The sequence below is a fragment of the Enterobacter sp. PL_is514 genome (genome assembly GCF_055816715.1).
Map to the genome: position 1 here is coordinate 1 of NZ_JBVPGN010000021.1, position 26,307 is coordinate 26,307.

Genomic DNA, 26,307 nt, shown 5'->3' on the forward strand with positions numbered 1-26,307 from the left:
GCTCACCGTTGCGAGGTGGCGTATATTACGCTTTCCTCTTTCAGAGTCAACCCGTTATTTCAGGATTTTTTCTCTTCAACCGACCGGGTTGTTTGTGAAGTGATTCACATCCGCCGTGTCGATGGAGGCGCATTATAGGGATCCCATTTTTTAGCACAAGTATTTTTTAGATCTTTTTTTCCGACTGCTGATTTTCCGCGCTTTTCGCTGAAATCCCGCCCGATCTGCTTAAATATTGACGTATTTTGCCTTGCCTCGATCCCAAAATATGATCAAAGTCTTCTGTATAGCGCCCATTGTTAGAGGTAGATATGCCCGCAGTATTACGTCCTTATAAAGATCTGTTCCCCCAAAAAGGCGATCGCGTGATGATCGATGCCAGCAGCGTGGTGATTGGTGATGTCCGAATGGCCGATGATGTCAGCATCTGGCCGCTCGTCGCCATCAGGGGTGATGTTAACTATGTGTCGATTGGTGCACGTACCAACATTCAGGACGGTAGCGTTCTGCATGTCACGCACAAATCCTCCTATAACCCGGAGGGCAATCCCCTCATCATTGGAGAAGAGGTTACCGTCGGCCATAAAGTGATGCTTCACGGCTGCACGATCGGAAATCGCGTCCTTGTTGGCATGGGGTCGATTTTGCTGGATGGCGTCATAGTAGAAGATGACGTAATGATTGGTGCCGGTAGCCTGGTCCCGCAGAACAAACGGCTGGAGAGCGGCTATCTCTATCTGGGAAGCCCGGTAAAACAGATCCGCCCCCTGAAGGAGGCAGAGATCGAAGGGTTAAAATACTCAGCGAACAACTACGTTACGTGGAAGAATGAGTATCTGGATCAGGACAACCAAACCCAGCCCTGATCGTCTTCCTGCTGTTCGCGGATTAAATCGCTGGCTTCCTCTTCCAGATCCCAGCGATTTTCGCAAAATACCGCTATCGGGTTTGAACCGCCAAAACGACGCAGCAGCGTTTCCCCATGAATGGCACAGGTAAGTTGCATACCCTGCACCAGCACCGGAAAACAAACCGCTTGTTTACTCTCATCCCAGCTCTCTCTGTCCGGGAAATGAATAGCCTGGTTCACGCTGAAAGTTCCTGCTTTAACTTTTCAATGACAGGTTCGACCGCAGGCAACACGCCGTGCCAGAGCAGCACCGCATGCGCAGCCTGACCCACCAGCATTCCCAGTCCATCGGCTAACTGTTTCGCGCCGTGTTGTTCACACCAGTTAAGGAAAGGCGTCTTCCCTTTCTGATAAAACATGTCATAGAAGTACATATGCGCGCTGACCAGAGAAGCGGGGATTGCCGGGATCTCACCATTGATGCCGCTGGACGTGGCATTAATGACAAGATCGAACTCACGATCGGCAAGATCGTCAAGCGCTACTGCGCTCACGCTACCGGTATGCGCAAACAACGCCGCCAGCGCTTCTGCACGGGAAAAGGTTCTGTTGGTAATGGTCACCGCACAGTCCAGTGAAAGCAGAGGCAACAGTACTCCCCGCGATGCGCCGCCCGCACCAATCAGCAGGACCCGGAACCCGGGCTTAATAAATGAAAGTCGTTCCAGATCGCTAAGTAAACCAATTCCGTCGGTGTTATCCCCCAAAAGGCGACCATCCTCAAGCCATTTAAGAGTATTGACTGCACCAGCCAGTGAAGCGCGCTCAGTCAGCTCATCCGCACGTTCGAAGGCTTCTTCTTTAAACGGGACCGTCACATTCGCACCTTTACCGCCCGCGGCGAAAAAAGCCTCCAGCGTTGGAATAAATGCATCCACCGGTGCCAGTACGCGACCATAGGGATGATTTATCTGCAGCTGCTTCGCAAATTGCTGATGAATCAACGGTGATTTGCTGTGTGCAATCGGATTACCAAAAACAGCATAGGTTTCCATGAGATTACCCCTGGCGAAAACGTTCGCCGGTTAAAGCGTCGCGAATTTCAGACGGATTCAGACGCCCTCCCGTTTCACCGACAGCAACAGGGAAGTCATTCCCGAACTGCGCCAGCACTTCTTCGGTTGTCCGACAAGGTGGCAATCCGGTCAGGTTGGCGCTGGTTGAGACCAGCGGTTTACCAAACGCCAGACAAAGCTCAACCACCAGCGGATGGTCAGTGACGCGAACGGCGAGGGAATCAAAGCGTCCGGTTAACCAGCGCGGCGTTGTCGGCTGCGCAGGGAAGACGAAGGTCACCGGTCCAGGCCACGCGGAGAAGATCGTCTCGCGCTGCGCTGGCGTCAGCATGGAGTCATCTATATAGGGTTTAAGCTGCTCGTAATTCGCAGCGATCAAAATCAGCCCTTTCTCGACGGGTCTTTGTTTTAAGGCAAGCAGACGGCTCACAGCCGTCTCGCTGTCAGGATCGCAACCGACCCCAAAAACAGCTTCAGTTGGATAGGCGATGACTTCTTCATTTTTCAGAACATCCAGTGCATGCGCAATGGAGCCTGATGGCAGGTTATTATTCACTATTTTGATCCGCCGTAACCGGCTTTCCACATTGTTTACTGGCGCAGAAGCGTTTCATGCCTTGCGCGGTTTTCTTCTCTACCAGTAGCGGATAATTGCAATGAGGGCAGATTCCCGCTACCGGCTTAAAATTGATAACGAACTGGCAGTCAGGGTAGCGATCGCACGAATGAAAGGTCTTACCATAACGGGAACGGCGCTGTACCAGCTGACCGCGCTGACACTGAGGGCAGGCAATTGCCGTTTCATCAGGCTTATCAATTTGTTCCGTATGCTCGCATTCCGGGTAGCGACTACATCCAATAAACATGCCGAAACGCCCCTGACGCAGGGCTAATTCACCACCGCAGACTGGACAAGACTGCCCCTCCAGAATTTTAACGATATGTCCATCCGCCTGGCTTTTCAGGGGACGGACATAATCACATTCCGGATAGTGTGAACAACCGAGAAACGGGCCGTGTTTCCCGGACCGAATAACAAGTTCAGCCCCGCACTGCGGGCAGGGCTCGTTTTTATGCACCGTGAATAGTGCTGATTTGGCCATAACAACTCTTGGTGCTGCACATTGAATTAGTGCAGCATACCTTCATTCACTTCAAAGAGTAATTCTTCCATTTGTTGATAGGCATTTTCACAGCCCGGGATATTAAACAGAACCATCAGGATCACCCACTTGAGATCTTCCAGTTCAAATTCTGCTGTATCCAGCGCCATGACGCGCTCTATCACCATTTCTCTCGTTTCGAGGTTCAGCACCTGAATCTGCTCAAGGAATAAGATGAACCCCCGGCAGCTGGCGTCCAGCCTTTCACACTCTTCTGCGGTATAAATGCGTACTGACAATGGGTCAGAAGCAAGCTGCATCGGTTCGGCGAGGCCTTCCTGATAATCAGCCAGTTTTTCCAGCCACATCAACGCATTATAGATATCTTCCCGCTCAAACCCCGCATCGGTAAGATCCTGTGTCAATTTGTCCTGATCCACTCGCATTTCTGCTTCGTTATGGATGTAAGTCTCAAACAAATACATCAGTACGTCGAACATGGCATGCCCTCCTTAATCGGACATAGCCGCCGGGTACAGCTGCGATCCACCCTGCTAACTCCAGTTCGAGTAGCTGTGCTACCGTTACTGGCACAGGTTGGCCGGCACGTTCAGCGACAACGTCAACAGGTGTTACCTCATCTCCTACGTTAGCCAGGAGCTTGGGAAATGGCAATGCCACCTTTCCCTGATCTGATGAATATTGTCGCTTTTCGGGATCTTCCTGCAGCCATTGCAGCCCATATTGCAAATTTTCAAGAATATCCCCTACTTCCGTTACCGGTGTTGCCCCTTGCTTAATCAGCCAGTGGGGCCCCTCGCATCCGGGGTTGCCTATCGGACCAGGCAAGGCGAAGACTTCTCGTCCCTGTTCCAGCGCGCATCGCGCCGTGACCAGTGAACCGCTTCGCAGCGCGGCTTCAACCACCAGCACACCTTTGCTAAGCCCGCTGATAATGCGATTACGACGCGGAAAGTTTGCCGGTCTGGGCTGTGCGGAAAGCGGAAATTCAGACACTATCGCGCCGTCAGACTCAATAAGCCGCATCGCCAATGCCTGATGTCGGCGTGGATAAATGCTAAAAAGACCATTCCCCAGCACCGCGACACTTCGTCCTTTAACTGACAGCGCCGCTCCGTGGGCAACGCCATCAATACCACAGGCCAGCCCGCTGGTAATCGTGAAACCACTTTGTGAAAGTTGTTCGCACAGGATTTTCCCCCATCGCTCGCCGTACCATGACGGCGCACGACTGCCTACCACCGCCAGCTGAACAGTTTTAAGCGTCTCAGGGTTACCTTTTATGAATAATGCCCCGGGATAGTCAGGGATTGTGCGGAGTAGAGGGGGATAAAGGGAATGATTGGCCGTTAATAAATGATGTCCCGGCTGCTCAAGCCATTTCAGGCTACGTTCCAGCTCACTCTCATTGAACGCAAAGAATCGTTCAGCCTGCTTTGCTGTCAGTCCAGCATTTCTTAAGGCAAGCATGTCGATGCCTTCCTGCCTCTGCAGTCGTGCAGCCGCTTCCACCATGACATCACCACACAGAGAACCTGTGTGCATAAGCCGTAGCCATATCTCGATTGGCGTCATCCTTTCCCCTGCCATAAGCGGCCTCCGCAATCATTGCGATTGGTCACTGATGCTGTCAATCGATGGGGGATTTGTCTAGAATAGAGGTAGTATTCTTATCAACTCCTGAACACGACTCTGGAAATTTATGGCAGTTTTGCAAGTGTTACATATTCCGGACGAGCGCCTTCGCATCGTCGCTGAACCGGTCAAAGAAGTGAATGCAGAAATCCAGCGTATCGTTGATGATATGTTCGATACCATGTACGCCGAAGAAGGCATTGGCCTGGCGGCGACGCAGGTGGACATTCACAAGCGTATTATCGTGATTGATGTTTCTGAAAATCGCGATGGACGTCTGGTGCTGATTAACCCTGAGTTGCTCGAAAAGAGTGGCGAAACCGGTATCGAGGAAGGCTGTCTGTCTATTCCTGAACAGCGTGCGTTAGTGCCGCGTGCTGAAAAAGTGAAAATTCGCGCCCTGGATCGTGACGGTAATCCGTTCGAACTGGAAGCAGACGACCTGCTGGCGATTTGTATTCAGCATGAGATGGATCACCTGGTCGGTAAACTGTTTATCGATTACCTCTCGCCGCTGAAACAGCAGCGTATTCGTCAGAAAGTAGAGAAACTGGATCGTTTGCGTTCTCGCGCATAACGTCCCCCCGGATACAAGGATCATCGTGTCTAAAACACTACGTATTATCTTCGCGGGAACCCCTGATTTTGCAGCGCGTCACCTTGACGCGCTGCTATCGTCTGGTCACCAGGTTGTTGGCGTCTTTACCCAGCCGGACCGTCCTGCAGGTCGCGGCAAAAAACTGATGCCGAGCCCGGTCAAGGTGCTGGCAGAAGAGCATGGGCTTCCTGTTTTTCAGCCTGCATCGCTGCGCCCGCAGGAAAATCAGCAGCTGGTTGCTGACCTGAATGCCGACGTAATGGTGGTGGTGGCTTACGGTTTAATTCTGCCAAAAGCTGTGCTTGATATGCCGCGCCTGGGTTGTATCAACGTGCATGGGTCTCTGCTCCCACGCTGGCGTGGTGCAGCACCTATCCAGCGCTCGCTGTGGGCGGGTGATGCCGAAACGGGCGTGACCATCATGAAGATGGACGTAGGTTTAGACACCGGCGACATGCTGTATAAACTGGCCTGCCCCATTACGCCAGACGATACCAGCGCCACGCTGTATGACAAACTGGCAGACCTTGGCCCACAAGGTCTTATCGAGACGCTTCAGCAGCTTGCTGACAATACGGCAAAACCGGAAGTTCAGGGTGACGCGCTGGTGACGTATGCCGAAAAACTGAGCAAAGAAGAAGCGCGGATCGACTGGTCCCTGTCGGCCGCTCAACTTGAACGCTGCATCCGCGCTTTTAATCCGTGGCCAATGAGCTGGATGGAGATTGATGAGCAGCCAGTGAAAGTCTGGAAAGCCTCCGTCATTAGCGGTACTACCACGGCTGAACCCGGTACGATTGTTGACGCCAACAAGAACGGGATCCAGGTGGCGACTGCGCAAGGGATCCTGAATCTTGAATCGCTACAACCGGCCGGTAAGAAGGCCATGAGCGCTCAGGATCTGTTAAATTCCCGTCGCGAATGGTTTATTCCGGGCAAGCGTCTTGCCTGAGCAAATTTATTCTTAAGGCCCGGTGTTTCCGGGCATTTTTATTTTTACGGTTATGAAAAAACAAAATCTACGCAGTATGGCGGCTCAGGCCGTTGAGCAGGTTATCGAGCAGGGCCAGTCATTGAGTAACGTCCTGCCTCCCCTGCAGCAAAAAGTCTCTGATAAAGACAAAGCCCTGCTTCAGGAGCTCTGCTTTGGCGTTCTGCGCACGCTTTCTCAGCTTGAGTGGTTGATTAACAAGCTGATGTCACGCCCAATGACAGGCAAGCAGCGCACCGTACACTATTTGATTATGGTGGGTTTTTATCAGCTTCTTCATACCCGCATCCCACCTCATGCCGCGCTGGCTGAGACGGTGGAAGGCGCCGTTGCGATTAAACGCCCTCAGTTGAAAGGGCTGATCAACGGTGTACTGCGTCAGTTCCAACGACAGCAGGATGAGCTTCTGGCTGAATTTGCCCAAAACGAAGCACGCTTCCTGCATCCGGACTGGCTGTTGAAGCGGCTGAAAAAAGCTTATCCGCAGCGGTGGCAGGACATTGCCGATGCCAACAACCAGCGTCCGCCAATGTGGTTACGCGTGAATCGTAATCACCACACCCGTGACGCATGGCTGGCATTACTCGAAGAAGCTGGAATGAGTGGTTTCACTCACGCTGCATACCCTGATGCCGTACGTTTAGCCTCCCCCGCTCCGGTACATGCACTACCGGGTTTCGAAGAGGGTTGGGTAACGGTACAGGATGCTTCTGCCCAGGGTTGCATGACCTGGCTTGAACCCCAAAACGGTGAGCAGATCCTCGATCTCTGCGCCGCACCAGGGGGCAAAACGACGCATATTCTTGAAGTGGCTCCGCAGGCCAGCGTGATGGCGGTGGACGTCGATGAACAGCGTCTTTCACGCGTCTACGACAACCTCAAGCGTCTGGGCATGAAGGCTCAGGTTAAGCAAGGCGATGGACGCAAACCCGCAGAATGGTGTGGTGAAACGCAATTCGATCGCATTTTGCTGGATGCTCCCTGCTCTGCAACCGGCGTTATTCGTCGTCATCCGGACATCAAGTGGCTGCGTCGCGATCGTGATATTAACGAACTTGCCCAGCTGCAGTCCGACATTCTCGACGCCATCTGGCCGCATCTCAAACCTGGCGGAACGCTGGTCTATGCAACCTGCTCCGTACTGCCGGAAGAAAACAGCCAGCAAATCGCGGCCTTCCTTAAACGTACCCCGGACGCCGCGCTGCGCGATACGGGAACGCCTGAATCCCCGGGTCTGCAGAACCTGCCGGGTGCCGAAGAGGGTGATGGCTTCTTTTACGCTAAGCTAATCAAAGAGTGATGTTGAGAACAGGTCACGAGATATGAAGATTATCATTCTGGGTGCAGGACAGGTTGGCGGAACGCTGGCGGAAAACCTGGTGGGCGAAAACAACGACATCACCATAGTCGATACCAACGGCGATCGTCTGCGTGTCTTACAGGACAAGTTTGACCTGCGCGTGGTGCAGGGTCATGGTTCTCACCCACGGGTTCTTCGTGAGGCGGGTGCCGACGATGCCGACATGCTGGTTGCGGTAACCAGTTCTGACGAAACCAATATGGTGGCCTGTCAGGTGGCCTACTCGCTTTTCAACACGCCAAACCGAATCGCGCGCATTCGCTCTCCGGACTATGTTCGCGATGCTGAGAAACTGTTTAATTCCGAAGCGGTCCCTATTGACCATCTCATCGCACCGGAACAGCTGGTTATCGACAATATCTATCGCCTGATCGAATATCCGGGCGCCCTGCAGGTGGTGAACTTTGCCGAGGGTAAAGTGAGTCTGGCAGTGGTTAAGGCTTATTACGGTGGACCATTGATCGGCAATGCGCTTTCTACCATGCGCGAGCACATGCCGCATATCGATACGCGCGTCGCAGCCATTTTCCGTCACGACAGGCCAATCCGCCCGCAAGGCTCCACGATTGTCGAAGCAGGTGATGAGGTCTTCTTTATTGCGGCCTCACAGCATATTCGTGCCGTAATGAGTGAACTTCAGCGTCTCGAAAAACCCTATAAACGCATTATGCTGGTCGGCGGCGGCAATATCGGTGCAGGCCTGGCACATCGGTTAGAAAAAGATTACAGCGTAAAATTGATCGAGCGCGATCAGCAGCGTGCTGCTGAACTGGCGGAAAAACTGCAAAATACGATCGTATTTTATGGCGATGCGTCTGATCAGGAGTTGCTGGCTGAAGAGCATATTGATCAAGTTGATCTTTTTATTGCCGTCACCAACGACGACGAGGCGAATATAATGTCCGCCATGCTCGCCAAGCGTATGGGTGCAAAGAAGGTCATGGTGCTTATCCAGCGCAAGGCGTATGTCGATCTGGTCCAGGGTAGCGTTATTGATATTGCCATTTCGCCGCAGCAGGCGACAATTTCCGCGCTCCTGAGCCATGTTCGTAAAGCGGATATTGTCGGTGTGTCATCGCTCCGCCGCGGCGTAGCGGAAGCCATTGAAGCCGTGGCACATGGAGATGAAACCACATCACGCGTCGTGGGCCGGTCGATCGACGAAATTAAGCTGCCGCCAGGCACGATCATCGGCGCCGTTGTGCGCGGAAATGACGTCATGATTGCCAATGACAATTTACGTATTGAGCAAGGCGATCACGTTATTATGTTCCTTACGGATAAAAAGTTTATTACCGACGTCGAGCGTTTATTCCAGCCAAGTCCATTCTTCCTTTAAAGAGTAGGGTGCTCGAGAAAGAGCACCCGCACTTTATCCTTTTCATTTCTGTGCCTTTTATTTTTCATAACGTTTAATTATCCCGAATGGCAATTGGCTAATCATTTGTTAAACTTATACTCGTCAGCTGGCACAAGGAGAGAACAATGAGTTTTATTAAAGAATTTCGCGAATTTGCGATGCGCGGGAACGTGGTGGATTTGGCAGTGGGTGTCATTATCGGTGCAGCATTCGGCAAGATTGTTTCATCATTAGTGGCCGACATTATCATGCCACCATTAGGGTTGTTAATCGGGGGCATTGATTTCAAACAATTCGCTTTCACACTGCGTGAAGCGCAGGGTGATGTTCCGGCAGTAGTAATGCACTACGGCGTATTTATTCAGAACGTATTTGATTTCGTGATTGTGGCGTTTGCAATTTTTATGGCTATCAAGCTGATCAACAAGCTGAACCGTAAAAAAGAAGAGCCGGCTGCTGCACCTGCACCAACGAAAGAAGAAGTGCTGCTGAGTGAGATCCGCGATCTGTTAAAAGAACAGAATAACCGCGTTTAATCGAAAGCTTAAAGCAGAAAGGCCAGTGGTAAATAAGCGATTCGCTTGCTTGCCACTGGCCTCCCAGTTACCCCGTTTTTCATGTTTGTCTTTACGCAGATAACTTCCTTTCCCTTTTTTATTCTTCTCAACGCGCTGCCTGAATAACGGGTCGTGAAGTAACGCCTCAATGGCATTGTCTTTTATCTGTCCTTTCGTGTGCTGATAGCGGCTCATAAATTCTCCTGAGCATGGTTTATGACGACGGGAGTCTAGATCCTGATGGACTAAAAATCAACAGCCCTCGGTTTCTCCACTCGCTCCCTGTTCAAGGGCTTCGAGAATTGAACAGTAAATACTGCTGTGGGCCGTACCGCAGCAGGCATCATTCAGCCTTTGCAAAGAGCGCTGCATGGTTTGAAGCTCCTGGATGCGTGCTTCAACTTCATCCAGCCGGGCCTGCACAATGCTTTTAGATTCCTGGCAGGTGTGATGTTCCGGATCGATGCGGATCGATAATAACTCGCGGATCGAATCCAGCGTGAAGCCGAGCTGACGCGCATAACGAATAAATCGCAGGCGCTGAAGATCGTTATCGGTATAAAGTCGAAAGCCTCCTTCAGTACGAACTTCATGATCGATCATCTGCTGCTTTTCGTAATAACGGATGGTATCCGGCGTAACGTTCGCAAGCTTCGCAAGTTCACCAATACGGTACATAACTACTCCTCGTTTATTCTCTGCATCAATCTTTCACCGTATTCACCGCGCAGAAAATCAGTGTTCATCCCAGCCTGGCGCAGCTTGAGTTCAAGCAGGGCGAGACGGCGGCTCAGTTCAGAATGTCGCGGATCGTCCTGACGGATACCGTTGAGAAGATCGGCCAGTTCAACAGCCTCTCTGCGCTGTTCGAGCTCCGGAGGGAGACAGCCCGCGTTTTTCAGTAAACGGTATCCAGCTCGCAGTTCAGGCGCAATGTGCGAATCATCGTCGAGCACAAGGGGTTCGCCGCTTCCCGGGAGATCGTCGAATTCACCTTTATTTTGGGCATCGCGAATATGGCGTTCTGCCCACTGGTCGAGCAACCACATTACCAGCTCCAGGGAATGAACAGAATTGATACAGACATTGTAGAGAAGTGGGGATATCGCGGATATAAAAAAACCCGCCGGAGCGGGTTTTTTTACGTTACTACAGATTACTCTGCAGCAGCTTCTGCTTTCTCTGAACGATCAACCAGCTCGATGTAAGCCATCGGCGCGTTGTCGCCTGCACGGAAACCACACTTCAGAATGCGAGTGTAACCACCGGCACGGCTCGCGAAACGCGGGCCCAGTTCGTTAAACAGTTTTGCCACGATCTCGTTATCACGAGTACGGGCGAATGCCAGACGACGATTAGCAACGCTGTCAGTCTTGGCAAGAGTAATCAGCGGCTCAACTACGCGACGCAGCTCTTTCGCTTTAGGCAGGGTCGTCTTGATGATCTCATGACGAACCAGTGAACCTGCCATGTTGCGGAACATAGCCTGGCGATGGCTGCTGTTGCGGTTCAGTTGACGACCACTCTTACGATGGCGCATGACCTTATCCTTCTCAGTAAAACCTTAACCTGTGATCCGGTTACTCGTCAGCAATGCTTGCCGGTGGCCAGTTTTCCAGGCGCATGCCCAGAGACAGACCACGTGAAGCCAGCACGTCTTTAATCTCAGTAAGAGATTTTTTACCCAGGTTCGGCGTTTTCAGCAACTCAACCTCGGTACGCTGTACCAGATCACCGATATAGTGGATAGCTTCTGCCTTGAGGCAGTTAGCAGAGCGGACAGTCAATTCGAGATCGTCAACAGGGCGCAGCAGGATCGGATCGAATTCTGGTTTCTCTTCTTTCACTTCAGGCTGACGTACATCACGTAAGTCAACGAAAGCTTCCAGTTGTTCTGCCAGGATGGTTGCCGCACGACGAATCGCCTCTTCAGGATCGATTGTGCCGTTGGTTTCCATTTCGATGACCAGCTTGTCCAGGTCGGTACGCTGTTCTACACGCGCTGCTTCAACATTGTAGGCAATACGCTCTACAGGGCTATAGCATGCGTCGACCAGCAGACGGCCGATTGGGCGCTCATCTTCTTCCGAATGAATTCGGGCAGAAGCCGGCACATAACCACGACCGCGCTGAACTTTGATACGCATGCTAATAGCTGCGTTCTCATCGGTCAGGTGGCAGATCACGTGCTGCGGCTTGACGATTTCAACATCACCGTCGTGGGTGATGTCGGCTGCAGTCACAGGGCCAATGCCAGATTTATTCAGAGTAAGAATAACTTCATCTTTACCCTGAACTCTCACCGCCAGCCCTTTCAGGTTGAGCAGGATTTCAAGGATATCTTCCTGAACGCCTTCTTTGGTGCTGTACTCATGAAGTACACCATCAATCTCAACCTCGGTCACCGCGCAACCCGGCATCGATGAGAGCAGAATACGGCGCAGTGCGTTACCCAGAGTATGGCCAAAGCCACGCTCTAAAGGCTCAAGGGTCACCTTGGCGTGCGTCGAACTCACTTGCTCGATATCTACCAGGCGCGGTTTTAGAAACTCTGTCACAGAACCCTGCATTGTGTCCTCTCTTTGGTACTAAGCTTTACTTGGAGTAAAGCTCGACGATCAGGTGTTCGTTAATGTCCGCAGACAGATCAGAACGTTCTGGCTGACGCTTGAACGTACCTTCCATCTTGCCAGCATCAACTTCCAGCCAGGTTGGCTTTTCACGCTGCTCAGCCAGCTCCAGAGCGGCCTTCACGCGAGATTGCTTTTTCGCTTTCTCACGAATGCTAACAACGTCATTCGCTTTAACCTGATAAGAAGCGATGTTAACAACACGACCGTTTACCATGATTGCTTTGTGGCTAACCAGCTGACGTGATTCAGCACGAGTAGCGCCGAAGCCCATACGGTATACAACGTTGTCCAGACGACCTTCCAGCAGAGCGAGCAGGTTTTCACCTGTGTTGCCTTTCAGACGTGCTGCTTCTTTATAGTAGTTACGGAACTGACGCTCCAGCACACCGTACATACGGCGAACTTTTTGCTTTTCACGCAACTGCACACCATAGTCAGACAGACGCGGTTTACGCGCACCGTGCTGGCCAGGAGCTTGTTCAATTTTACACTTGGTATCGATCGCGCGAACGCCAGACTTAAGGAATAAGTCGGTGCCCTCACGACGGCTCAGCTTGAGCTTAGGACCCAAATATCTTGCCATTTTCTATCTCCAACTAACCTAAAAAACGGAGCGTTATACGCGACGTTTTTTCGGCGGACGACAACCGTTATGAGGGATCGGAGTCACATCAGTAATATTCGTGATGCGGAAACCAGCGGCGTTCAGAGCGCGAACAGTAGATTCACGACCCGGACCCGGACCTTTAACCATAACTTCCAGATTCTTGATGCCGTATTCTTTTACGGCTTCTGCGCAACGCTCTGCTGCAACCTGAGCTGCGAACGGAGTGGATTTGCGAGAACCACGGAAACCGGAACCACCGGCTGTTGCCCAACCCAATGCGTTACCCTGACGATCAGTAATAGTAACGATGGTGTTGTTGAAAGAAGCATGGATATGAGCCACGCCGTCAGAGACTTGTTTTCTTACACGTTTACGTGCACGAACTGGTGCCTTTGCCATTATTCAATCACCCCGATTATTTCTTGATCGGTTTGCGCGGACCCTTACGGGTACGTGCGTTGGTCTTAGTACGCTGACCGCGCACTGGCAGACCACGACGATGACGCAAACCGCGATAGCAACCAAGATCCATCAGGCGCTTGATGCTCATGCTGATTTCACGGCGCAGATCACCTTCAACGACAAATTTGGCAACTTCGTCACGCAGCGTGTCGATTTGTTCTTCAGACAGCTCACTGATCTTAACATCTTCAGCGATACCCGCTGCAGCCAGAATGGCTTTAGAACGGGTCTTGCCGACGCCGTAGATCGAAGTTAATGCGATCACAGCATGTTTCTGATCAGGAATGTTAATGCCTGCTATACGGGCCACTATGCACTCCTACTATTTAATATGTACGCACCATGCTGAAAAGCCCGTTTTCAGGATACTCAAATGGAAACGTACAGACATACAAAAGATTGGCTGGCTAATCTAGCCAGCTCAACCCAACTTTGCAAGAAAAATATGCGAAATAATCAGCCTTGGCGCTGTTTATGCTTCGGCTCGGCACTGCAAATCACACGGATGACACCATCACGCTTAACGATTTTGCAGTTACGGCATAATTTCTTGACGGAAGCACGAACTTTCATTTTTACTCTCCGTAACTTCTCAGGCGACCATTTAGCGGCCGTAGCCTTTCAGGTTCGCCTTCTTCAATGCAGACTCGTACTGACTGGACATCATCAGAGTTTGCACTTGAGCCATAAAGTCCATAATCACGACAACAACGATAAGCAGTGAGGTCCCACCGAAGTAGAACGGTACTTTCATTGCATCACGCATGAACTCCGGGATCAGGCAGATAAAAGTAATATAAAGCGCACCAACCAAAGTCAGGCGAGTCATTACTTTATCGATATACTTCGCCGTTTGCTCTCCCGGACGAATTCCTGGTACAAATGCACCGGACTTCTTCAGGTTATCTGCTGTTTCACGCGGGTTGAAGACCAACGCCGTGTAGAAGAAACAGAAGAAGATGATCGCAGACGCATAGAGTAACACATAAAGTGGTTGCCCAGGCTGCAAATACAGCGAAATTGTTGTCAGCCAGTTCCAACCAGTACCGCCCCCGAACCATGACGCGATGGTCGCCGGGAACAGAATAATACTGGAAGCGAAGATAGCCGGGATAACCCCCGCCATGTTCACTTTCAGCGGTAAATGTGTGCTCTGTGCAGCATAGACACGACGACCCTGCTGACGTTTAGCGTAGTTCACCACAATGCGGCGTTGACCACGTTCAACGAAGACAACAAAGAACGTCACTGCAAATACTAATACTGCAACCAACAGCAACAGGAGGAAGTGCAGGTCGCCTTGACGCGCTTGCTCAATAGTATGGGCGATGGCTGGCGGGAGGCCCGCAACAATACCGGCGAAGATAATGATTGAGATACCGTTACCGATACCACGCTCAGTAATCTGTTCGCCGAGCCACATCAGGAACATAGTCCCTGTGACCAGACTTACAACAGCGGTGAAGTAGAATGCAAAGCCCGGGTTTAACACCAGGCCCTGCATACCAGGCATATTCGGCAGACCGGTAGCAATACCGATCGACTGGAATATTGCCAGCACCAGAGTACCGTAACGGGTGTACTGACTAATCTTACGACGTCCAGACTCCCCTTCTTTCTTCAACTCTGCCAGGGCCGGATGAACGACCGTCAGCAGCTGGATAATAATAGATGCCGAAATGTACGGCATAATACCCAATGCGAAGATAGAAGCACGGCTGAGAGCACCACCAGAGAACATGTTGAACATTTCAATGATGGTGCCTCGCTGTTGCTCAAGCAGTTTGGCAAGTACAGCGGCATCGATACCAGGGATCGGAATAAAAGAGCCAATACGGAACACAATCAGCGCGCCGATAACAAACAGCAGTCTGCGTTTCAGCTCGCCAAATCCACCTTTGGCACTTTGAAAATCTAATCCCGGTTGCTTAGCCATCTGCTACTTATTCCTCAATTTTACCGCCAGCAGCTTCGATAGCAGCACGAGCACCTTTAGTAACACGCAGGCCACGAACAGTTACCGGAGTAGAAACTTCACCAGCCAGGATCACTTTCGCGAACTCGATCTGGATACCGATAATGTTTGCTGCTTTCAGCGTGTTCAGGTCTACAACGCCGCCTTCAACTTTCGCCAGGTCAGACAGACGGATTTCCGCTGTGATCGCTGCTTTGCGAGAGGTGAAGCCGAACTTCGGCAGACGACGGTACAGTGGCATCTGGCCACCCTCGAAACCGCGACGTACGCCACCGCCAGAACGAGAGTTCTGACCTTTGTGACCACGACCACCGGTTTTGCCGAGGCCAGAACCGATACCACGACCCAGGCGTTTACCCGCCTTTTTAGAGCCTTCGGCCGGAGACAGAGTATTTAAACGCATCTCTTACTCCTCAACTTTAACCATGAAGTAAACCGCGTTGACCATACCACGAACAGCAGGAGTATCCTCGCGCTCAACGGTATGACCAATACGACGCAGACCCAGGCCAAGCAGCGTTGCCTTGTGTTTCGGCAGACGACCGATTGCACTGCGGGTTTGAGTGATTTTAATAGTCTTTGCCATGGTCAATTACCCCAGAATTTCTTCAACGGATTTACCACGCTTGGCAGCGACCATTTCTGGAGAATTCATATTTTCCAGGCCATCAATAGTTGCACGAACCACGTTGATCGGGTTGGTGGAACCATATGCTTTAGCCAGAACGTTATGAACCCCAGCAACTTCCAGAACGGCGCGCATTGCACCACCGGCGATGATACCGGTACCTTCTGAAGCTGGCTGCATGAATACACGAGAACCCGTGTGAACACCTTTAACTGGGTGCTGCAGGGTGCCGTTGTTCAGCGCGACGTTAATCATGTTGCGACGGGCTTTTTCCATCGCTTTCTGGATCGCTGCTGGAACTTCACGCGCTTTACCGTAACCAAAACCAACGCGACCGTTACCATCGCCTACTACAGTCAGAGCTGTGAAGGAGAAAATACGACCACCTTTAACGGTTTTAGATACGCGGTTTACCGCGATCAGCTTTTCCTGCAGTTCGCCAGCCTGTTTTTCGATGTGAGCCATCTTACACCTCTACCTTAGAACTGAAGGCCAGCTTCACGGGCAGCATCTGCCAGTGCCTGGACACGACCATGATATTGGAACCCGGAACGGTCAAAGGAAACATTGCTGATGCCTTTTTCCAGAGCGCGTTCAGCAACAGCTTTACCTACAGCTGCAGCGGCGTCTTTGTTACCGGTGTACTTCAATTGTTCTGAGATAGCTTTTTCTACAGTAGAAGCAGCTACCAGAACTTCAGAACCGTTCGGTGCAATTACCTGTGCGTAAATATGACGCGGGGTACGATGTACCACCAGGCGAGTTGCACCCAGCTCTTTGAGCTTGCGGCGTGCGCGGGTCGCACGACGGATACGAGCAGATTTCTTATCCATAGTGTTACCTTACTTCTTCTTAGCCTCTTTGGTACGCACGACTTCGTCGGCGTAACGAACACCCTTGCCTTTGTAAGGCTCAGGACGACGGTAGGCGCGCAGATCTGCTGCAACCTGACCGATCAGCTGTTTATCAGCGCCTTTCAGCACGATTTCAGTTTGAGTCGGACATTCTGCAGTGATACCGGCCGGCAGCGGATGCTCAACAGGGTGTGAGAAGCCCAGAGACAGGCCTACTGCATTCCCTTTGATAGCTGCACGATAACCTACACCAACCAGCTGAAGCTTTTTAGTGAAGCCTTCGGTAACACCAACAACCATTGAGTTCAGCAGGGCACGCGCGGTACCAGCCTGAGCCCATCCATCCACGAAACCATCACGTGGACCGAAGGTCAGAGCGTTATCTGCATGTTTAACTTCAACAGCTTTGTTGAGGGTACGAGTCAGCTCGCCGTTTTTACCTTTGATCGTAATAACCTGACCGTCGATTTTGACATCAACGCCGGCAGGAATAACGACCGGTGCTTTAGCAACACGAGACATTCTTTCCTCCGATTAGGCTACGTAGCAGATAATTTCGCCACCAAGACCAGCCTGGCGCGCTGCACGATCAGTCATAACACCTTTAGAGGTAGAAACAACTGCGATACCAAGACCAGCCATAACTTTTGGCAGCTCATCTTTTTTCTTATAGATGCGCAGGCCTGGGCGGCTGACACGCTGAATGCTTTCTACAACAGCTTTACCCTGGAAATACTTGAGAGTAAGTTCCAGTTCCGGCTTGGTGTCGCCTTCAACTTTAAAATCTTCGATAAAACCTTCTTCCTTCAGCACGTTGGCAATTGCCACTTTCAGCTTGGCGGAAGGCATGGTGACCGCAACTTTGTTCGCGGCCTGACCGTTACGGATACGGGTCAGCATATCCGCGATCGGATCTTGCATGCTCATCTGTCTTTACTCCCGTGATTCAATTGGTAATTACCAGCTAGCCTTTTTCAAGCCTGGCACTTCACCGCGCATAGCGGCTTCACGCAGTTTGATACGGCTCAACCCAAACTTGCCCACATAACCATGTGGACGACCTGTTTGACGACAGCGGTTACGCTGACGAGACGGGCTGGAATCACGCGGCAGAGACTGCAGCTTGAGAACCGCATTCCAACGATCTTCGTCGGAAGCGTTCACATCAGAAATGATCGCTTTCAGTTCAGCGCGTTTAGCGAAGAATTTATCAGCTAAAGCTACGCGCTTTACTTCGCGTGCTTTCATTGATTGCTTAGCCATTCAGTAACCCTACCTTACTTGCGGAACGGGAAGTCAAAGGCAGCCAGCAGAGCACGGCCTTCTTCGTCAGATTTCGCAGTAGTGGTAATGGTAATATCCAAACCACGCACGCGGTCGACTTTATCGTAGTCGATTTCTGGGAAGATGATCTGCTCACGGACACCCATGCTGTAGTTACCACGACCGTCGAAAGACTTAGCGGACAAGCCACGGAAGTCACGGATACGTGGAACAGCAATAGTGATCAGGCGCTCAAAGAACTCCCACATGCGTTCGCCACGCAGAGTTACTTTACAGCCGATCGGATAGCCCTGACGGATTTTGAAGCCTGCAACAGATTTGCGTGCTTTGGTGATCAGCGGTTTTTGACCGGAGATTGCTGTCAGGTCAGCTGCTGCGTTATCCAGCAGTTTCTTGTCAGCGATCGCTTCACCAACACCCATGTTCAGGGTGATCTTCTCGACCCGAGGGACTTGCATGACAGAATTGTAGTTAAACTCAGTCATGAGTTTGTTAACTACTTCGTCTTTGTAGTAATCATGCAGTTTCGCCATCGTACTACTCCAAATTACTTGATAGTTTCGCTGTTAGACTTGAAGAAACGGACTTTTTTGCCGTCTTCGAATCTAAAGCCTACACGGTCAGCCTTGCCGGTAGCCGCATTGAAGATTGCAACGTTAGAAACCTGAATAGCAGCTTCTTTTTCAACGATGCCGCCTGGTTGGTTCAGGGCCGGAACCGGCTTCTGATGTTTCTTAACCAGGTTGATACCTTCAACGACAAGTTTGCCGGAAGACAGAACATTTTTCACTTTACCGCGTTTACCTTTATCTTTACCGGTTAACACGATAACTTCGTCATCACGACGGATTTTCGCTGCCATGATTCGCTCCTTAGAGTACTTCTGGTGCCAGAGAGATAATTTTCATGAACTTCTCAGTACGAAGTTCACGAGTTACCGGCCCAAAGATACGCGTGCCGATAGGCTGCTCGCTGTTATTGTTTAAAATAACGCATGCATTACCATCGAAGCGAATGACAGAACCGTCAGGGCGACGAACACCCTTCTTGGTGCGCACCACTACCGCCTTCAGCACATCACCTTTTTTGACCTTACCACGTGGAATTGCTTCCTTGATGGTGATCTTGATGATGTCGCCTACGCCTGCGTAGCGACGGTGCGAGCCACCCAGAACCTTGATACACATTACGCGACGTGCACCGGAGTTGTCGGCGACGTTCAGCATAGTCTGTTCTTGGATCATTTTAGTGCTCCGCTAATGTCAACTACTACCTGAGACTCTAAAATCAGAGCCGTTAAAAAGCCCCATATCGAGGGCGCGGCATTATAACACCGCTTCTGCAATATGGGTAGAAAAAATAAACGGCTCATCGCTGAGCCGTTTATTCGTATTGAGAAGGCGTACTGTATTACAGAACCGCTTTCTCTACAACGCGAACCAGCGTCCAGGACTTAGTCTTGGACAGTGGACGGCATTCACGGATTTCAACCTTGTCGCCGATACCACATTCGTTGTTCTCGTCATGTACGTGCAGTTTGGTCGTACGCTTGATGAATTTACCGTAGATCGGGTGTTTCACAATACGTTCGATAGCTACAACAATGGATTTCTCCATTTTGTCGCTAACAACACGACCTTGCAGAGTACGGATTTTATCGGTCATTACGCACCCGCCTTCTGAGTCAGTAAAGTCTTAACGCGTGCAACATTGCGACGCACTTGCTTCAGCAGGTGAGTCTGTTGCAGCTGGCCACTTGCAGCCTGCATACGCAGGTTGAACTGCTCACGCAGCAGGTTCAGCAGCTCAGCGTTCAGCTCTTCAACGCTTTTTTCACGCAGCTCTTTTGCTTTCATTACATCACCGTCTTAGTTACAAAGGTGGTTTTGATAGGCAGTTTCGCTGCTGCCAGGCCGAAGGCTTCACGGGCCAGCTCTTCCGGAACACCGTCCATTTCATAAAGGACTTTGCCCGGTTGGATCAAGGCAACCCAGTACTCCACGTTACCTTTACCTTTACCCATACGAACTTCCAGCGGCTTCTCGGTGATCGGTTTGTCCGGGAATACACGGATCCAGATCTTACCTTGACGCTTAACTGCACGGGTCATTGCACGACGTGCTGCTTCGATCTGACGTGCAGTCAGACGACCACGGCCAACAGCTTTCAGACCGAAAGTGCCGAAGCTAACATCCGTACCCTGCGCCAGACCACGGTTGCGGCCTTTGTGCACTTTACGGAATTTTGTACGCTTTGGTTGTAACATCAGCGACGCTCCTTATTTACGGCCTTTACGCTGCTGCTTTTTAGGTTGAGCAGCCGGTTTTTCCGGTTGTTCAACAGCAGCCATACCACCCAGGATCTCACCTTTGAAGATCCATACCTTAACGCCGATTACACCGTAAGTGGTGTGCGCTTCAGAGGTGTTGTAGTCGATGTCAGCACGCAGAGTGTGCAGCGGTACGCGACCTTCACGGTACCATTCGGTACGTGCGATTTCCGCGCCGCCCAGACGGCCGCTAACTTCAACTTTGATACCTTTAGCGCCCAGACGCATTGCGTTCTGTACAGCACGCTTCATAGCACGACGGAACATAACACGACGTTCCAGCTGAGAAGTGATGCTGTCAGCAACCAATTTAGCGTCCAGTTCAGGCTTACGAACTTCAGCGATATTGATCTGTGCAGGAACGCCAGCGATATCCGCTACGACCTTGCGCAGTTTTTCTACGTCTTCGCCTTTCTTACCGATAACGATGCCAGGGCGAGCAGTGTGAATAGTCACACGGATGCTCTTAGCTGGACGCTCGATAACGATACGAGATACAGACGCTTTAGCCAGTTCCTTAGTCAGGTACTGACGTACTTTAAAATCGCTGTCCAGGTTGTCAGCGAATTCTTTGGTGTTCGCAAACCAGGTAGAGTTCCATGGTTTTACAATACCCAGGCGAATACCATTAGGATGTACTTTCTGACCCATTGCTAGTCTCCAGAGTCTCAGCGATCGGACACAACCACAGTAATGTGGCTGGTGCGCTTCAGGATGCGATCTGCACGACCTTTCGCACGCGGCATAATGCGCTTCATGCTTGGGCCTTCATCTACGAAAATTTTCGCGACTTTCAGATCGTCGATGTCAGCGCCATCGTTGTGTTCAGCGTTAGCAATGGCAGATTCCAGTACTTTCTTGACCAATACCGCAGCTTTCTTGTTGGTATAGGTCAGGATGTCCAGGGCCTGCGACACTTTCTTACCGCGAATCAGGTCAGCAACAAGGCGAACCTTCTGAGCAGAAGAACGAGCATGGCGATGTTGAGCTAAAGTTTCCATCTCTTCCTCCTACCTTATTTCTTCTTCGCTTTTTTATCAGCAGCGTGGCCGCGATAAGTACGAGTCGGTGCGAATTCACCCAGTTTGTGACCAACCATTTCGTCGGTAACAAAGACTGGAACGTGCTGACGACCATTATGGACAGCGATGGTCAAACCGATCATGTTAGGAAAGATCGTTGAACGACGGGACCAAGTGCGCAGGGGCTTCTTGTCTCCGCTTTCCACCGCTTTCTCTACCTTCTTCAGCAAGTGCAGGTCAATAAAAGGACCTTTCTTGAGAGAACGTGGCATGGCTTATCCTCTAAAATTATTTGCTACGGCGACGTACGATAAATTTATCAGTACGCTTGTTGCTGCGGGTCTTCTTACCTTTGGTCTGAACGCCCCACGGAGTTACCGGGTGCTTACCAAAGTTACGACCTTCACCACCACCATGTGGGTGGTCGACTGGGTTCATCGCAGTACCGCGAACGGTAGGACGAACACCACGCCAGCGTGCAGCACCTGCTTTACCCAGAACGCGCAGCATATGCTCAGCATTGCCAACTTCGCCCAGAGTAGCGCGGCAGTCTGCTTCGACTTTACGCATTTCACCAGAACGCAGACGCAGGGTGACATAAGCACCATCACGCGCAACGATCTGAACGTAAGTACCAGCGGAACGTGCCAGCTGACCGCCTTTACCTGGTTTCATTTCTACGTTATGAACGGTAGAACCAACCGGGATATTGCGCATCGGCAGGGTGTTGCCTGCTTTGATTGCAGCATCAACGCCAGACTGAATCTGGTCGCCAGCTTTCAGGCCTTTAGGGGCCAGGATGTAACGGCGTTCGCCGTCTTTGTACAGAACCAGCGCGATGTTCGCGGAACGGTTCGGATCGTACTCAAGACGTTCAACAACTGCTGGGATACCGTCTTTGTTGCGTTTGAAGTCAACAATACGATAAGCCTGCTTGTGGCCACCACCGATGTGACGAGTGGTGATACGGCCATTGTTGTTACGACCACCGGATTTGCTGTTTTTTTCCAGCAACGGAGCAAAAGGTTTGCCCTTGTGCAGCTCAGGGTTAACCACTTTAACTACGTGGCGACGACCCGGAGATGTCGGTTTACATTTAACAACTGCCATTGTATTACTCCTCCGACTTACTCAGCGCCGCCAACGAAGTCCAGATTCTGGCCTTCTTTCAGGGTGACGTAAGCTTTTTTCCAGTCGCTACGACGACCGATACGCTGTCCGTGACGTTTAACTTTCCCTTTAACTACCAGGGTGTTAACGACTTCGACTTCGACTTCAAACAGTTTCTGCACAGCAGCTTTGATCTCTGCTTTGGTCGCGTCTTTAGCAACTTTGAGAACGATGGTGTTTGTTTTTTCCATCGCAGTAGACGCTTTTTCAGAAACGTGCGGTGCGCGAAGCACCTTCAGCAGACGTTCTTCACGAATCATGCCAGCATCTCCTCAACTTGCTTAACAGCATCAGCAGTCATTACGACTTTGTCGAAGGCGATCAGGCTAACCGGGTCGATACCAGTCGCATCGCGTACGTCAACCTTGTGCAGGTTACGTGCGGCCAGGAACAGGTTCTCGTCCAGCTCACCGGTGATGATCAGCACATCTTCCAGAGCCATGTCTTTCAGTTTCTGTGCCAGCAGCTTAGTTTTAGGCGCTTCTACAGAGAACTTCTCGACAACGATCAGACGATCCTGACGTACCAGTTCGGACAGGATGCTTTTCAGCGCGCCGCGGTACATCTTTTTGTTAACTTTTTGACTGTGGTCCTGTGGACGCGCAGCGAAGGTCACGCCACCTGAACGCCAGATCGGGCTCTTGATAGAACCTGAACGCGCACGGCCGGTACCTTTCTGGCGCCATGGCTTTTTGCCAGAACCAGTTACTTCAGCACGAGTCTTCTGAGCACGAGTACCCTGACGAGCACCAGCTGCATAAGCAACAACAACCTGGTGAACCAGCGCTTCGTTGAAATCACGACCGAAGGTAGTTTCGGAAACAGTCAGCGCGCTCTGCGCGTCTTTCAATACTAATTCCATTGCTATCCCCTTACGCCTTCACAGCTGGTTTAACGATCAGGTCGCTACCGGTTGCACCCGGAACTGCACCTTTAACCAGCAGCAGGTTGCGCTCAGCGTCAACACGTACTACGTCCAGGCTCTGAACGGTTACACGTTCGTTACCCAGCTGACCTGCCATTTTCTTGCCTTTGAACACTTTGCCCGGAGTCTGGTTCTGACCGATAGAACCCGGAACGCGGTGAGACAAGGAGTTACCGTGAGTAGCGTCCTGGGTACGGAAGTTCCAGCGCTTAACGGTACCAGCAAAACCTTTACCTTTAGAGGTACCGGTTACGTCAACTTTTTTAACGTCAGCAAACAGCTCAACGCTAATGTCCTGACCTACGGTGAACTCTTCGCCTTCAGCAAGACGGAATTCCCACAGACCACGGCCAGCTTCTACGCCAGCTTTAGCGAAGTGACCCGCTTCTGGTTTGGTTACACGGTTAGCTTTTTTAGCACCAGTGGTAACCTGAATAGCGCGGTAGCCATCGTTAGCCAGATCTTTAACCTGAGTAACGCGGTTTGCTTCAACTTCGATTACGGTTACTGGGATAGAAACGCCATCTTCAGTGAAGATGCGGGTCATACCCACTTTTTTACCGACTAAACCAATCATTGTTTCAACCTCTCAATCGCTCGATGACCTGATTAACCCAGGCTGATCTGCACGTCTACACCGGCAGCCAGATCCAGACGCATCAGAGCATCAACGGTTTTCTCAGTTGGCTCAACGATGTCAACCAGACGCTTGTGAGTGCGGATTTCGTACTGATCGCGCGCGTCTTTGTTGACGTGCGGGGAGATCAGAACGGTGAAGCGCTCTTTGCGGGTCGGCAGCGGGATCGGACCACGGACTTGCGCACCAGTGCGCTTAGCAGTCTCGACGATTTCCGCGGTTGATTGATCGATCAGACGATGATCAAACGCTTTAAGGCGGATACGGATTCTTTGGTTCTGCATGAGACCAGAGCTCCAATTATTTTATAAACGAAAATGATTACTCCTCAAACCCATTACGATTGATGGGAGAGTGTAACCGTTCTTACGTAGCTCCCCAATTGGGAGCATTGTTGAGTAACAAAATGAGCTACTCTGGTTCTGATTGAACCCGCCGTCAATTACGACAAGCCCGCGCATTATACGTAAATCTGGGCAAGACGCAAGTGCCGTTTAGAAATTAAGCGCCAAAGGCGCAGGATGCGTAAGAGCGCGCAACATTTCATGCAATGTATTCTGCGTCGATTCTTTATTTCGAGCCGCTACGCATCTCCGTTTTTTGTGCATTGCCGGCCAGGCCGTTTATAACGAGTATGCGCTCAAACCCGTTTGAGGCCTTTTTCATGCTAACCACCCTCCCCTTTCTGCTGATCTATCTTTCACTGACTGCCTTACTGGTACATGCCGATATTCGCTACGGTCTGCTTCCCGATAAATTTCTCTGCCCGCTGCTATGGGCGGGTCTGCTCTTTCAGCTCTGTATCCATCCTGATTTTCTGCCGAGCGCGGTGGCGGGTGCGTTGGCTGGATATATTGGCTTTGCCGTTATTTACTGGGGCTACTGGTTTATCCGCCGACGTGAAGGTATGGGATATGGCGATGTGAAATACCTGGCGGCGCTTGGTGCATGGCACGGCTGGTGCGTACTGCCTACGCTGGCGCTACTCGCGGCGCTGATGGCGCTTCTTTGCATTCTTGTTTTTTCGTTAATCCGCCCTGATAAGAAGGCAATAAAAAACCCGCTGCCTTTTGGGCCATTTCTGGCAGCAGCGGGTTTATGCATAGGCTGGAAAACGTTGGTTACTCTTCCACTTTAATCTGTGACTGAAGGTAGTTCTGCAGGCCGATTTTAGCAATCAGATCCAGCTCCGTTTCCAGCCAGTCAATGTGGCCTTCTTCATCGGCCAGGATCTGGATCATCATATCGCGACTGACGTAGTCATGTACGCTGTCTGCGTAGGCAATGGCTTCACGGAGATCTTTGGCGCCTTCAAGTTCCAGCCTGAGGTCAGAACGCAGCATCTCTTCGACATCTTCTCCGATGCCCAGCTTGCCGAGATCCTGCAGGTTTGGAATGCCTTCAAGAAATAAAATACGCTCGATATATTTATCAGCGTGCTTCATTTCATCGATCGATTCATGGTACTCAACGTCGTTCAGACGTTTAAGCCCCCAGTTTTTGAACATTCTCGCGTGAAGAAAGTACTGGTTAATTGCGACAAGCTCATTTCCCAATAATTTATTGAGATAACTTATGATTTTAACATCACCTTTCATTATATAGTCCCTCCGCTTCCACTCATTGAAGCGTAGATCGGGCTACAGGGATGTCAAAAAAAAGATGGGCGCTTACGCGATCTCTTTGTATTCCGGGATCTGCATCAATTCGTCCTGCATGATCTCTCGCGCAGCACGTACGCATTTACCGCATTGATTTCCCACCGGAACAAATTTGCGTAGCTGTTGAAATGACTGAGGCTGAAACTGGCGAACGGCCTGACGTATTTTCTTGTCGCTTACACCATTACATAAACAAACGTACATAGAGACTCCCGTTCAAATTATGCGCAAAGTGTAAGTGAGAATGGTTATGATTACAATAGCACAAACGCCACAATACGGGACGGGAGCAGGCAAAAATGCGAAATTTTGTGACAACGCCTGAGCGGCAAAAAACAAAAAAGGACGCCGAAGCGTCCTTTTTTTATTCGGGGATAATTAATTAGCCCAGAACTTTAGCAACAACGCCCGCGCCAACGGTACGGCCGCCTTCACGGATTGCGAAACGCAGACCGTCGTCCATCGCGATTGGGTGGATCAGAGTCACAACCATCTTGATGTTGTCGCCTGGCATTACCATCTCAACGCCTTCTGGCAGTTCGATGGTACCGGTCACGTCAGTTGTACGG

The 26,307-nt window shown here is 51.0% G+C and carries 47 protein-coding genes; 7 read left to right on the top strand and 40 right to left on the bottom strand.

The window, feature by feature from the left end; all coding sequences use genetic code 11:
* Positions 1-311: 311 nt before the first annotated feature.
* Positions 312-866 (top strand): gamma carbonic anhydrase family protein, encoded by a 555-nt coding sequence (locus AC0TNG_RS00480; protein ID WP_024909655.1) that lies wholly within the window; start codon positions 312-314, stop codon positions 864-866.
* Here AC0TNG_RS00480 and AC0TNG_RS00485 read toward each other — a convergent pair.
* Genes AC0TNG_RS00485 through dprA form a run of 6 tightly spaced genes read right to left on the bottom strand, consistent with a single transcriptional unit; the run spans position 842 to position 4,625 of the window.
* Positions 842-1,090 carry a DUF1488 family protein gene (locus AC0TNG_RS00485; protein ID WP_023309442.1) on the bottom strand — a complete coding sequence of 83 codons (249 nt, stop codon included), beginning with the start codon at positions 1,088-1,090 and terminating at the stop codon, positions 842-844. The genes AC0TNG_RS00480 and AC0TNG_RS00485 overlap by 25 nt on opposite strands.
* Positions 1,087-1,905 carry a shikimate dehydrogenase gene (gene aroE / locus AC0TNG_RS00490; RefSeq protein WP_061716393.1) on the bottom strand — a complete coding sequence of 273 codons (819 nt, stop codon included), beginning with the start codon at positions 1,903-1,905 and terminating at the stop codon, positions 1,087-1,089. Before aroE ends, AC0TNG_RS00485 begins: the two co-directional genes overlap by 4 nt.
* Positions 1,906-1,909: 4 nt before the next feature.
* Positions 1,910-2,482: an L-threonylcarbamoyladenylate synthase type 1 TsaC gene (tsaC, locus tag AC0TNG_RS00495; RefSeq protein WP_370884622.1), complete on the bottom strand. Its 573-nt coding sequence runs from the start codon at positions 2,480-2,482 to the stop codon at positions 1,910-1,912.
* Positions 2,475-3,029: a DNA topoisomerase family protein gene (locus AC0TNG_RS00500; RefSeq protein WP_473712416.1), complete on the bottom strand. Its 555-nt coding sequence runs from the start codon at positions 3,027-3,029 to the stop codon at positions 2,475-2,477. The genes tsaC and AC0TNG_RS00500 overlap by 8 nt, the downstream gene beginning before the upstream one ends.
* A 26-nt stretch (positions 3,030-3,055) precedes the next feature.
* The gene (gene smg / locus AC0TNG_RS00505) at positions 3,056-3,529 is read right to left on the bottom strand and encodes a DUF494 family protein Smg (protein ID WP_008503477.1); all 474 of its coding nucleotides are present in this window, start codon (positions 3,527-3,529) and stop codon (positions 3,056-3,058) included.
* Positions 3,501-4,625: a DNA-protecting protein DprA gene (dprA, locus tag AC0TNG_RS00510; RefSeq protein WP_032647909.1), complete on the bottom strand. Its 1,125-nt coding sequence runs from the start codon at positions 4,623-4,625 to the stop codon at positions 3,501-3,503. The genes smg and dprA overlap by 29 nt, the downstream gene beginning before the upstream one ends.
* Positions 4,626-4,752: 127 nt before the next feature.
* Here dprA and def point away from each other — a divergent pair, with 127 nt between their 5' ends.
* The 5 genes from def to mscL all read left to right on the top strand — a co-directional run bounded on the left by def (position 4,753) and on the right by mscL (position 9,530).
* Positions 4,753-5,262, top strand: a complete 510-nt coding sequence (gene def, locus AC0TNG_RS00515; RefSeq protein WP_008503479.1) for a peptide deformylase — start codon at positions 4,753-4,755, stop codon at positions 5,260-5,262.
* A gap of 25 nt (positions 5,263-5,287) precedes the next feature.
* Positions 5,288-6,235, top strand: a complete 948-nt coding sequence (gene fmt / locus AC0TNG_RS00520) for a methionyl-tRNA formyltransferase (RefSeq protein ID WP_473701753.1) — start codon at positions 5,288-5,290, stop codon at positions 6,233-6,235.
* Positions 6,236-6,287: 52 nt separating this feature from the next.
* Positions 6,288-7,574 carry a 16S rRNA (cytosine(967)-C(5))-methyltransferase RsmB gene (rsmB, locus tag AC0TNG_RS00525; RefSeq protein ID WP_024909660.1) on the top strand — a complete coding sequence of 429 codons (1,287 nt, stop codon included), beginning with the start codon at positions 6,288-6,290 and terminating at the stop codon, positions 7,572-7,574.
* A gap of 22 nt (positions 7,575-7,596) precedes the next feature.
* Entirely contained in the window at positions 7,597-8,973 is a 1,377-nt protein-coding gene (trkA, locus tag AC0TNG_RS00530; protein ID WP_008503482.1) for a Trk system potassium transporter TrkA, read from the top strand.
* A 146-nt stretch (positions 8,974-9,119) separates the two neighbouring features.
* A complete protein-coding gene (gene mscL, locus AC0TNG_RS00535; protein ID WP_025759210.1) occupies positions 9,120-9,530 on the top strand; it encodes a large-conductance mechanosensitive channel protein MscL in 411 nt (136 codons plus the stop codon).
* On the opposite strand, the gene AC0TNG_RS00540 is transcribed toward mscL, so the two are convergent.
* From AC0TNG_RS00540 to rpsJ, 31 genes are all read right to left on the bottom strand, one after another.
* Positions 9,504-9,746, bottom strand: a complete 243-nt coding sequence (locus AC0TNG_RS00540) for an alternative ribosome-rescue factor A (RefSeq protein ID WP_032647903.1) — start codon at positions 9,744-9,746, stop codon at positions 9,504-9,506. The two genes, mscL and AC0TNG_RS00540, sit on opposite strands and share 27 nt — an antisense overlap.
* Before the next feature lie 57 nt (positions 9,747-9,803).
* Positions 9,804-10,229: a Zn(2+)-responsive transcriptional regulator gene (gene zntR, locus AC0TNG_RS00545; RefSeq protein ID WP_024909663.1), complete on the bottom strand. Its 426-nt coding sequence runs from the start codon at positions 10,227-10,229 to the stop codon at positions 9,804-9,806.
* 2 nt (positions 10,230-10,231) lie between these two features.
* On the bottom strand, positions 10,232-10,600 hold the full coding sequence (locus AC0TNG_RS00550; protein ID WP_024909664.1) for a DnaJ family domain-containing protein: 369 nt from the start codon (positions 10,598-10,600) through the stop codon (positions 10,232-10,234).
* 107 nt (positions 10,601-10,707) lie between these two features.
* Positions 10,708-11,091, bottom strand: a complete 384-nt coding sequence (gene rplQ / locus AC0TNG_RS00555; RefSeq protein WP_001216368.1) for a 50S ribosomal protein L17 — start codon at positions 11,089-11,091, stop codon at positions 10,708-10,710.
* A 40-nt stretch (positions 11,092-11,131) separates the two neighbouring features.
* On the bottom strand, positions 11,132-12,121 hold the full coding sequence (locus AC0TNG_RS00560) for a DNA-directed RNA polymerase subunit alpha (protein ID WP_002919219.1): 990 nt from the start codon (positions 12,119-12,121) through the stop codon (positions 11,132-11,134).
* Positions 12,122-12,146: 25 nt separating this feature from the next.
* Positions 12,147-12,767, bottom strand: a complete 621-nt coding sequence (gene rpsD / locus AC0TNG_RS00565) for a 30S ribosomal protein S4 (protein WP_004868345.1) — start codon at positions 12,765-12,767, stop codon at positions 12,147-12,149.
* A 33-nt stretch (positions 12,768-12,800) separates the two neighbouring features.
* Entirely contained in the window at positions 12,801-13,190 is a 390-nt protein-coding gene (rpsK, locus tag AC0TNG_RS00570; protein ID WP_003863312.1) for a 30S ribosomal protein S11, read from the bottom strand.
* Positions 13,191-13,206: 16 nt separating this feature from the next.
* Positions 13,207-13,563, bottom strand: a complete 357-nt coding sequence (gene rpsM, locus AC0TNG_RS00575; RefSeq protein ID WP_003863308.1) for a 30S ribosomal protein S13 — start codon at positions 13,561-13,563, stop codon at positions 13,207-13,209.
* 146 nt (positions 13,564-13,709) lie between these two features.
* Positions 13,710-13,826, bottom strand: a complete 117-nt coding sequence (gene rpmJ, locus AC0TNG_RS00580) for a 50S ribosomal protein L36 (protein ID WP_000868187.1) — start codon at positions 13,824-13,826, stop codon at positions 13,710-13,712.
* A gap of 31 nt (positions 13,827-13,857) precedes the next feature.
* On the bottom strand, positions 13,858-15,189 hold the full coding sequence (gene secY, locus AC0TNG_RS00585; protein WP_003863305.1) for a preprotein translocase subunit SecY: 1,332 nt from the start codon (positions 15,187-15,189) through the stop codon (positions 13,858-13,860).
* Positions 15,190-15,196: 7 nt separating this feature from the next.
* Positions 15,197-15,631: a 50S ribosomal protein L15 gene (gene rplO, locus AC0TNG_RS00590; protein WP_003863304.1), complete on the bottom strand. Its 435-nt coding sequence runs from the start codon at positions 15,629-15,631 to the stop codon at positions 15,197-15,199.
* A 3-nt stretch (positions 15,632-15,634) separates the two neighbouring features.
* Positions 15,635-15,814, bottom strand: coding sequence for a 50S ribosomal protein L30 (gene rpmD / locus AC0TNG_RS00595; protein WP_003863301.1), 180 nt, complete (start codon positions 15,812-15,814; stop codon positions 15,635-15,637).
* A 6-nt stretch (positions 15,815-15,820) separates the two neighbouring features.
* Positions 15,821-16,321 carry a 30S ribosomal protein S5 gene (gene rpsE, locus AC0TNG_RS00600; protein ID WP_003863299.1) on the bottom strand — a complete coding sequence of 167 codons (501 nt, stop codon included), beginning with the start codon at positions 16,319-16,321 and terminating at the stop codon, positions 15,821-15,823.
* Positions 16,322-16,335: 14 nt separating this feature from the next.
* Positions 16,336-16,689 (bottom strand): 50S ribosomal protein L18, encoded by a 354-nt coding sequence (gene rplR, locus AC0TNG_RS00605; RefSeq protein ID WP_003863297.1) that lies wholly within the window; start codon positions 16,687-16,689, stop codon positions 16,336-16,338.
* A 9-nt stretch (positions 16,690-16,698) separates the two neighbouring features.
* Entirely contained in the window at positions 16,699-17,232 is a 534-nt protein-coding gene (gene rplF / locus AC0TNG_RS00610; RefSeq protein ID WP_003863296.1) for a 50S ribosomal protein L6, read from the bottom strand.
* A 12-nt stretch (positions 17,233-17,244) separates the two neighbouring features.
* Positions 17,245-17,637, bottom strand: coding sequence for a 30S ribosomal protein S8 (gene rpsH / locus AC0TNG_RS00615; RefSeq protein WP_006178918.1), 393 nt, complete (start codon positions 17,635-17,637; stop codon positions 17,245-17,247).
* Positions 17,638-17,667: 30 nt separating this feature from the next.
* The gene (rpsN, locus tag AC0TNG_RS00620; protein WP_003863291.1) at positions 17,668-17,973 is read right to left on the bottom strand and encodes a 30S ribosomal protein S14; all 306 of its coding nucleotides are present in this window, start codon (positions 17,971-17,973) and stop codon (positions 17,668-17,670) included.
* Between the two features lie 14 nt (positions 17,974-17,987).
* Entirely contained in the window at positions 17,988-18,527 is a 540-nt protein-coding gene (gene rplE / locus AC0TNG_RS00625; protein WP_001096206.1) for a 50S ribosomal protein L5, read from the bottom strand.
* A gap of 14 nt (positions 18,528-18,541) precedes the next feature.
* Entirely contained in the window at positions 18,542-18,856 is a 315-nt protein-coding gene (gene rplX / locus AC0TNG_RS00630) for a 50S ribosomal protein L24 (protein WP_003863287.1), read from the bottom strand.
* Positions 18,857-18,866: 10 nt separating this feature from the next.
* Positions 18,867-19,238, bottom strand: a complete 372-nt coding sequence (rplN, locus tag AC0TNG_RS00635; RefSeq protein ID WP_002919748.1) for a 50S ribosomal protein L14 — start codon at positions 19,236-19,238, stop codon at positions 18,867-18,869.
* Positions 19,239-19,404: 166 nt separating this feature from the next.
* Positions 19,405-19,659 (bottom strand): 30S ribosomal protein S17, encoded by a 255-nt coding sequence (rpsQ, locus tag AC0TNG_RS00640; protein ID WP_008503489.1) that lies wholly within the window; start codon positions 19,657-19,659, stop codon positions 19,405-19,407.
* The gene (gene rpmC / locus AC0TNG_RS00645) at positions 19,659-19,850 is read right to left on the bottom strand and encodes a 50S ribosomal protein L29 (protein WP_003863282.1); all 192 of its coding nucleotides are present in this window, start codon (positions 19,848-19,850) and stop codon (positions 19,659-19,661) included. Before rpmC ends, rpsQ begins: the two co-directional genes overlap by 1 nt.
* Positions 19,850-20,260, bottom strand: a complete 411-nt coding sequence (gene rplP / locus AC0TNG_RS00650; RefSeq protein ID WP_002919759.1) for a 50S ribosomal protein L16 — start codon at positions 20,258-20,260, stop codon at positions 19,850-19,852. Before rplP ends, rpmC begins: the two co-directional genes overlap by 1 nt.
* Before the next feature lie 12 nt (positions 20,261-20,272).
* Complete coding sequence (rpsC, locus tag AC0TNG_RS00655; RefSeq protein WP_000529945.1) at positions 20,273-20,974, bottom strand: 30S ribosomal protein S3; 702 nt, start codon at positions 20,972-20,974, stop codon at positions 20,273-20,275.
* A gap of 17 nt (positions 20,975-20,991) precedes the next feature.
* Positions 20,992-21,324 carry a 50S ribosomal protein L22 gene (gene rplV, locus AC0TNG_RS00660; RefSeq protein ID WP_002919773.1) on the bottom strand — a complete coding sequence of 111 codons (333 nt, stop codon included), beginning with the start codon at positions 21,322-21,324 and terminating at the stop codon, positions 20,992-20,994.
* A gap of 14 nt (positions 21,325-21,338) precedes the next feature.
* On the bottom strand, positions 21,339-21,617 hold the full coding sequence (gene rpsS / locus AC0TNG_RS00665) for a 30S ribosomal protein S19 (protein ID WP_001138117.1): 279 nt from the start codon (positions 21,615-21,617) through the stop codon (positions 21,339-21,341).
* A gap of 16 nt (positions 21,618-21,633) precedes the next feature.
* Positions 21,634-22,455 (bottom strand): 50S ribosomal protein L2, encoded by an 822-nt coding sequence (gene rplB / locus AC0TNG_RS00670; RefSeq protein ID WP_000301859.1) that lies wholly within the window; start codon positions 22,453-22,455, stop codon positions 21,634-21,636.
* A gap of 17 nt (positions 22,456-22,472) precedes the next feature.
* Positions 22,473-22,775: a 50S ribosomal protein L23 gene (gene rplW / locus AC0TNG_RS00675; RefSeq protein WP_000617546.1), complete on the bottom strand. Its 303-nt coding sequence runs from the start codon at positions 22,773-22,775 to the stop codon at positions 22,473-22,475.
* Entirely contained in the window at positions 22,772-23,377 is a 606-nt protein-coding gene (gene rplD, locus AC0TNG_RS00680) for a 50S ribosomal protein L4 (RefSeq protein WP_000424395.1), read from the bottom strand. Before rplD ends, rplW begins: the two co-directional genes overlap by 4 nt.
* 10 nt (positions 23,378-23,387) lie before the next feature.
* Positions 23,388-24,017: a 50S ribosomal protein L3 gene (rplC, locus tag AC0TNG_RS00685; protein ID WP_003863274.1), complete on the bottom strand. Its 630-nt coding sequence runs from the start codon at positions 24,015-24,017 to the stop codon at positions 23,388-23,390.
* 32 nt (positions 24,018-24,049) lie between these two features.
* Positions 24,050-24,361 carry a 30S ribosomal protein S10 gene (gene rpsJ / locus AC0TNG_RS00690; protein WP_001181005.1) on the bottom strand — a complete coding sequence of 104 codons (312 nt, stop codon included), beginning with the start codon at positions 24,359-24,361 and terminating at the stop codon, positions 24,050-24,052.
* Positions 24,362-24,741: 380 nt separating this feature from the next.
* On the opposite strand from rpsJ, the gene AC0TNG_RS00695 reads away from it, so the two are divergent.
* Entirely contained in the window at positions 24,742-25,215 is a 474-nt protein-coding gene (locus tag AC0TNG_RS00695) for a prepilin peptidase (protein WP_463727416.1), read from the top strand.
* On the opposite strand, the gene bfr is transcribed toward AC0TNG_RS00695, so the two are convergent.
* The 3 genes from bfr to AC0TNG_RS00710 all read right to left on the bottom strand — a co-directional run.
* Positions 25,199-25,675 carry a bacterioferritin gene (gene bfr / locus AC0TNG_RS00700; RefSeq protein ID WP_008503492.1) on the bottom strand — a complete coding sequence of 159 codons (477 nt, stop codon included), beginning with the start codon at positions 25,673-25,675 and terminating at the stop codon, positions 25,199-25,201. The genes AC0TNG_RS00695 and bfr overlap by 17 nt on opposite strands.
* A 72-nt stretch (positions 25,676-25,747) precedes the next feature.
* Complete coding sequence (gene bfd, locus AC0TNG_RS00705) at positions 25,748-25,942, bottom strand: bacterioferritin-associated ferredoxin (RefSeq protein WP_008503493.1); 195 nt, start codon at positions 25,940-25,942, stop codon at positions 25,748-25,750.
* A 178-nt stretch (positions 25,943-26,120) separates the two neighbouring features.
* Positions 26,121-26,307 (bottom strand): EF-Tu C-terminal domain-related protein (locus AC0TNG_RS00710; protein WP_000308341.1); only part of this gene is annotated, 187 nt, incomplete at its 5' end.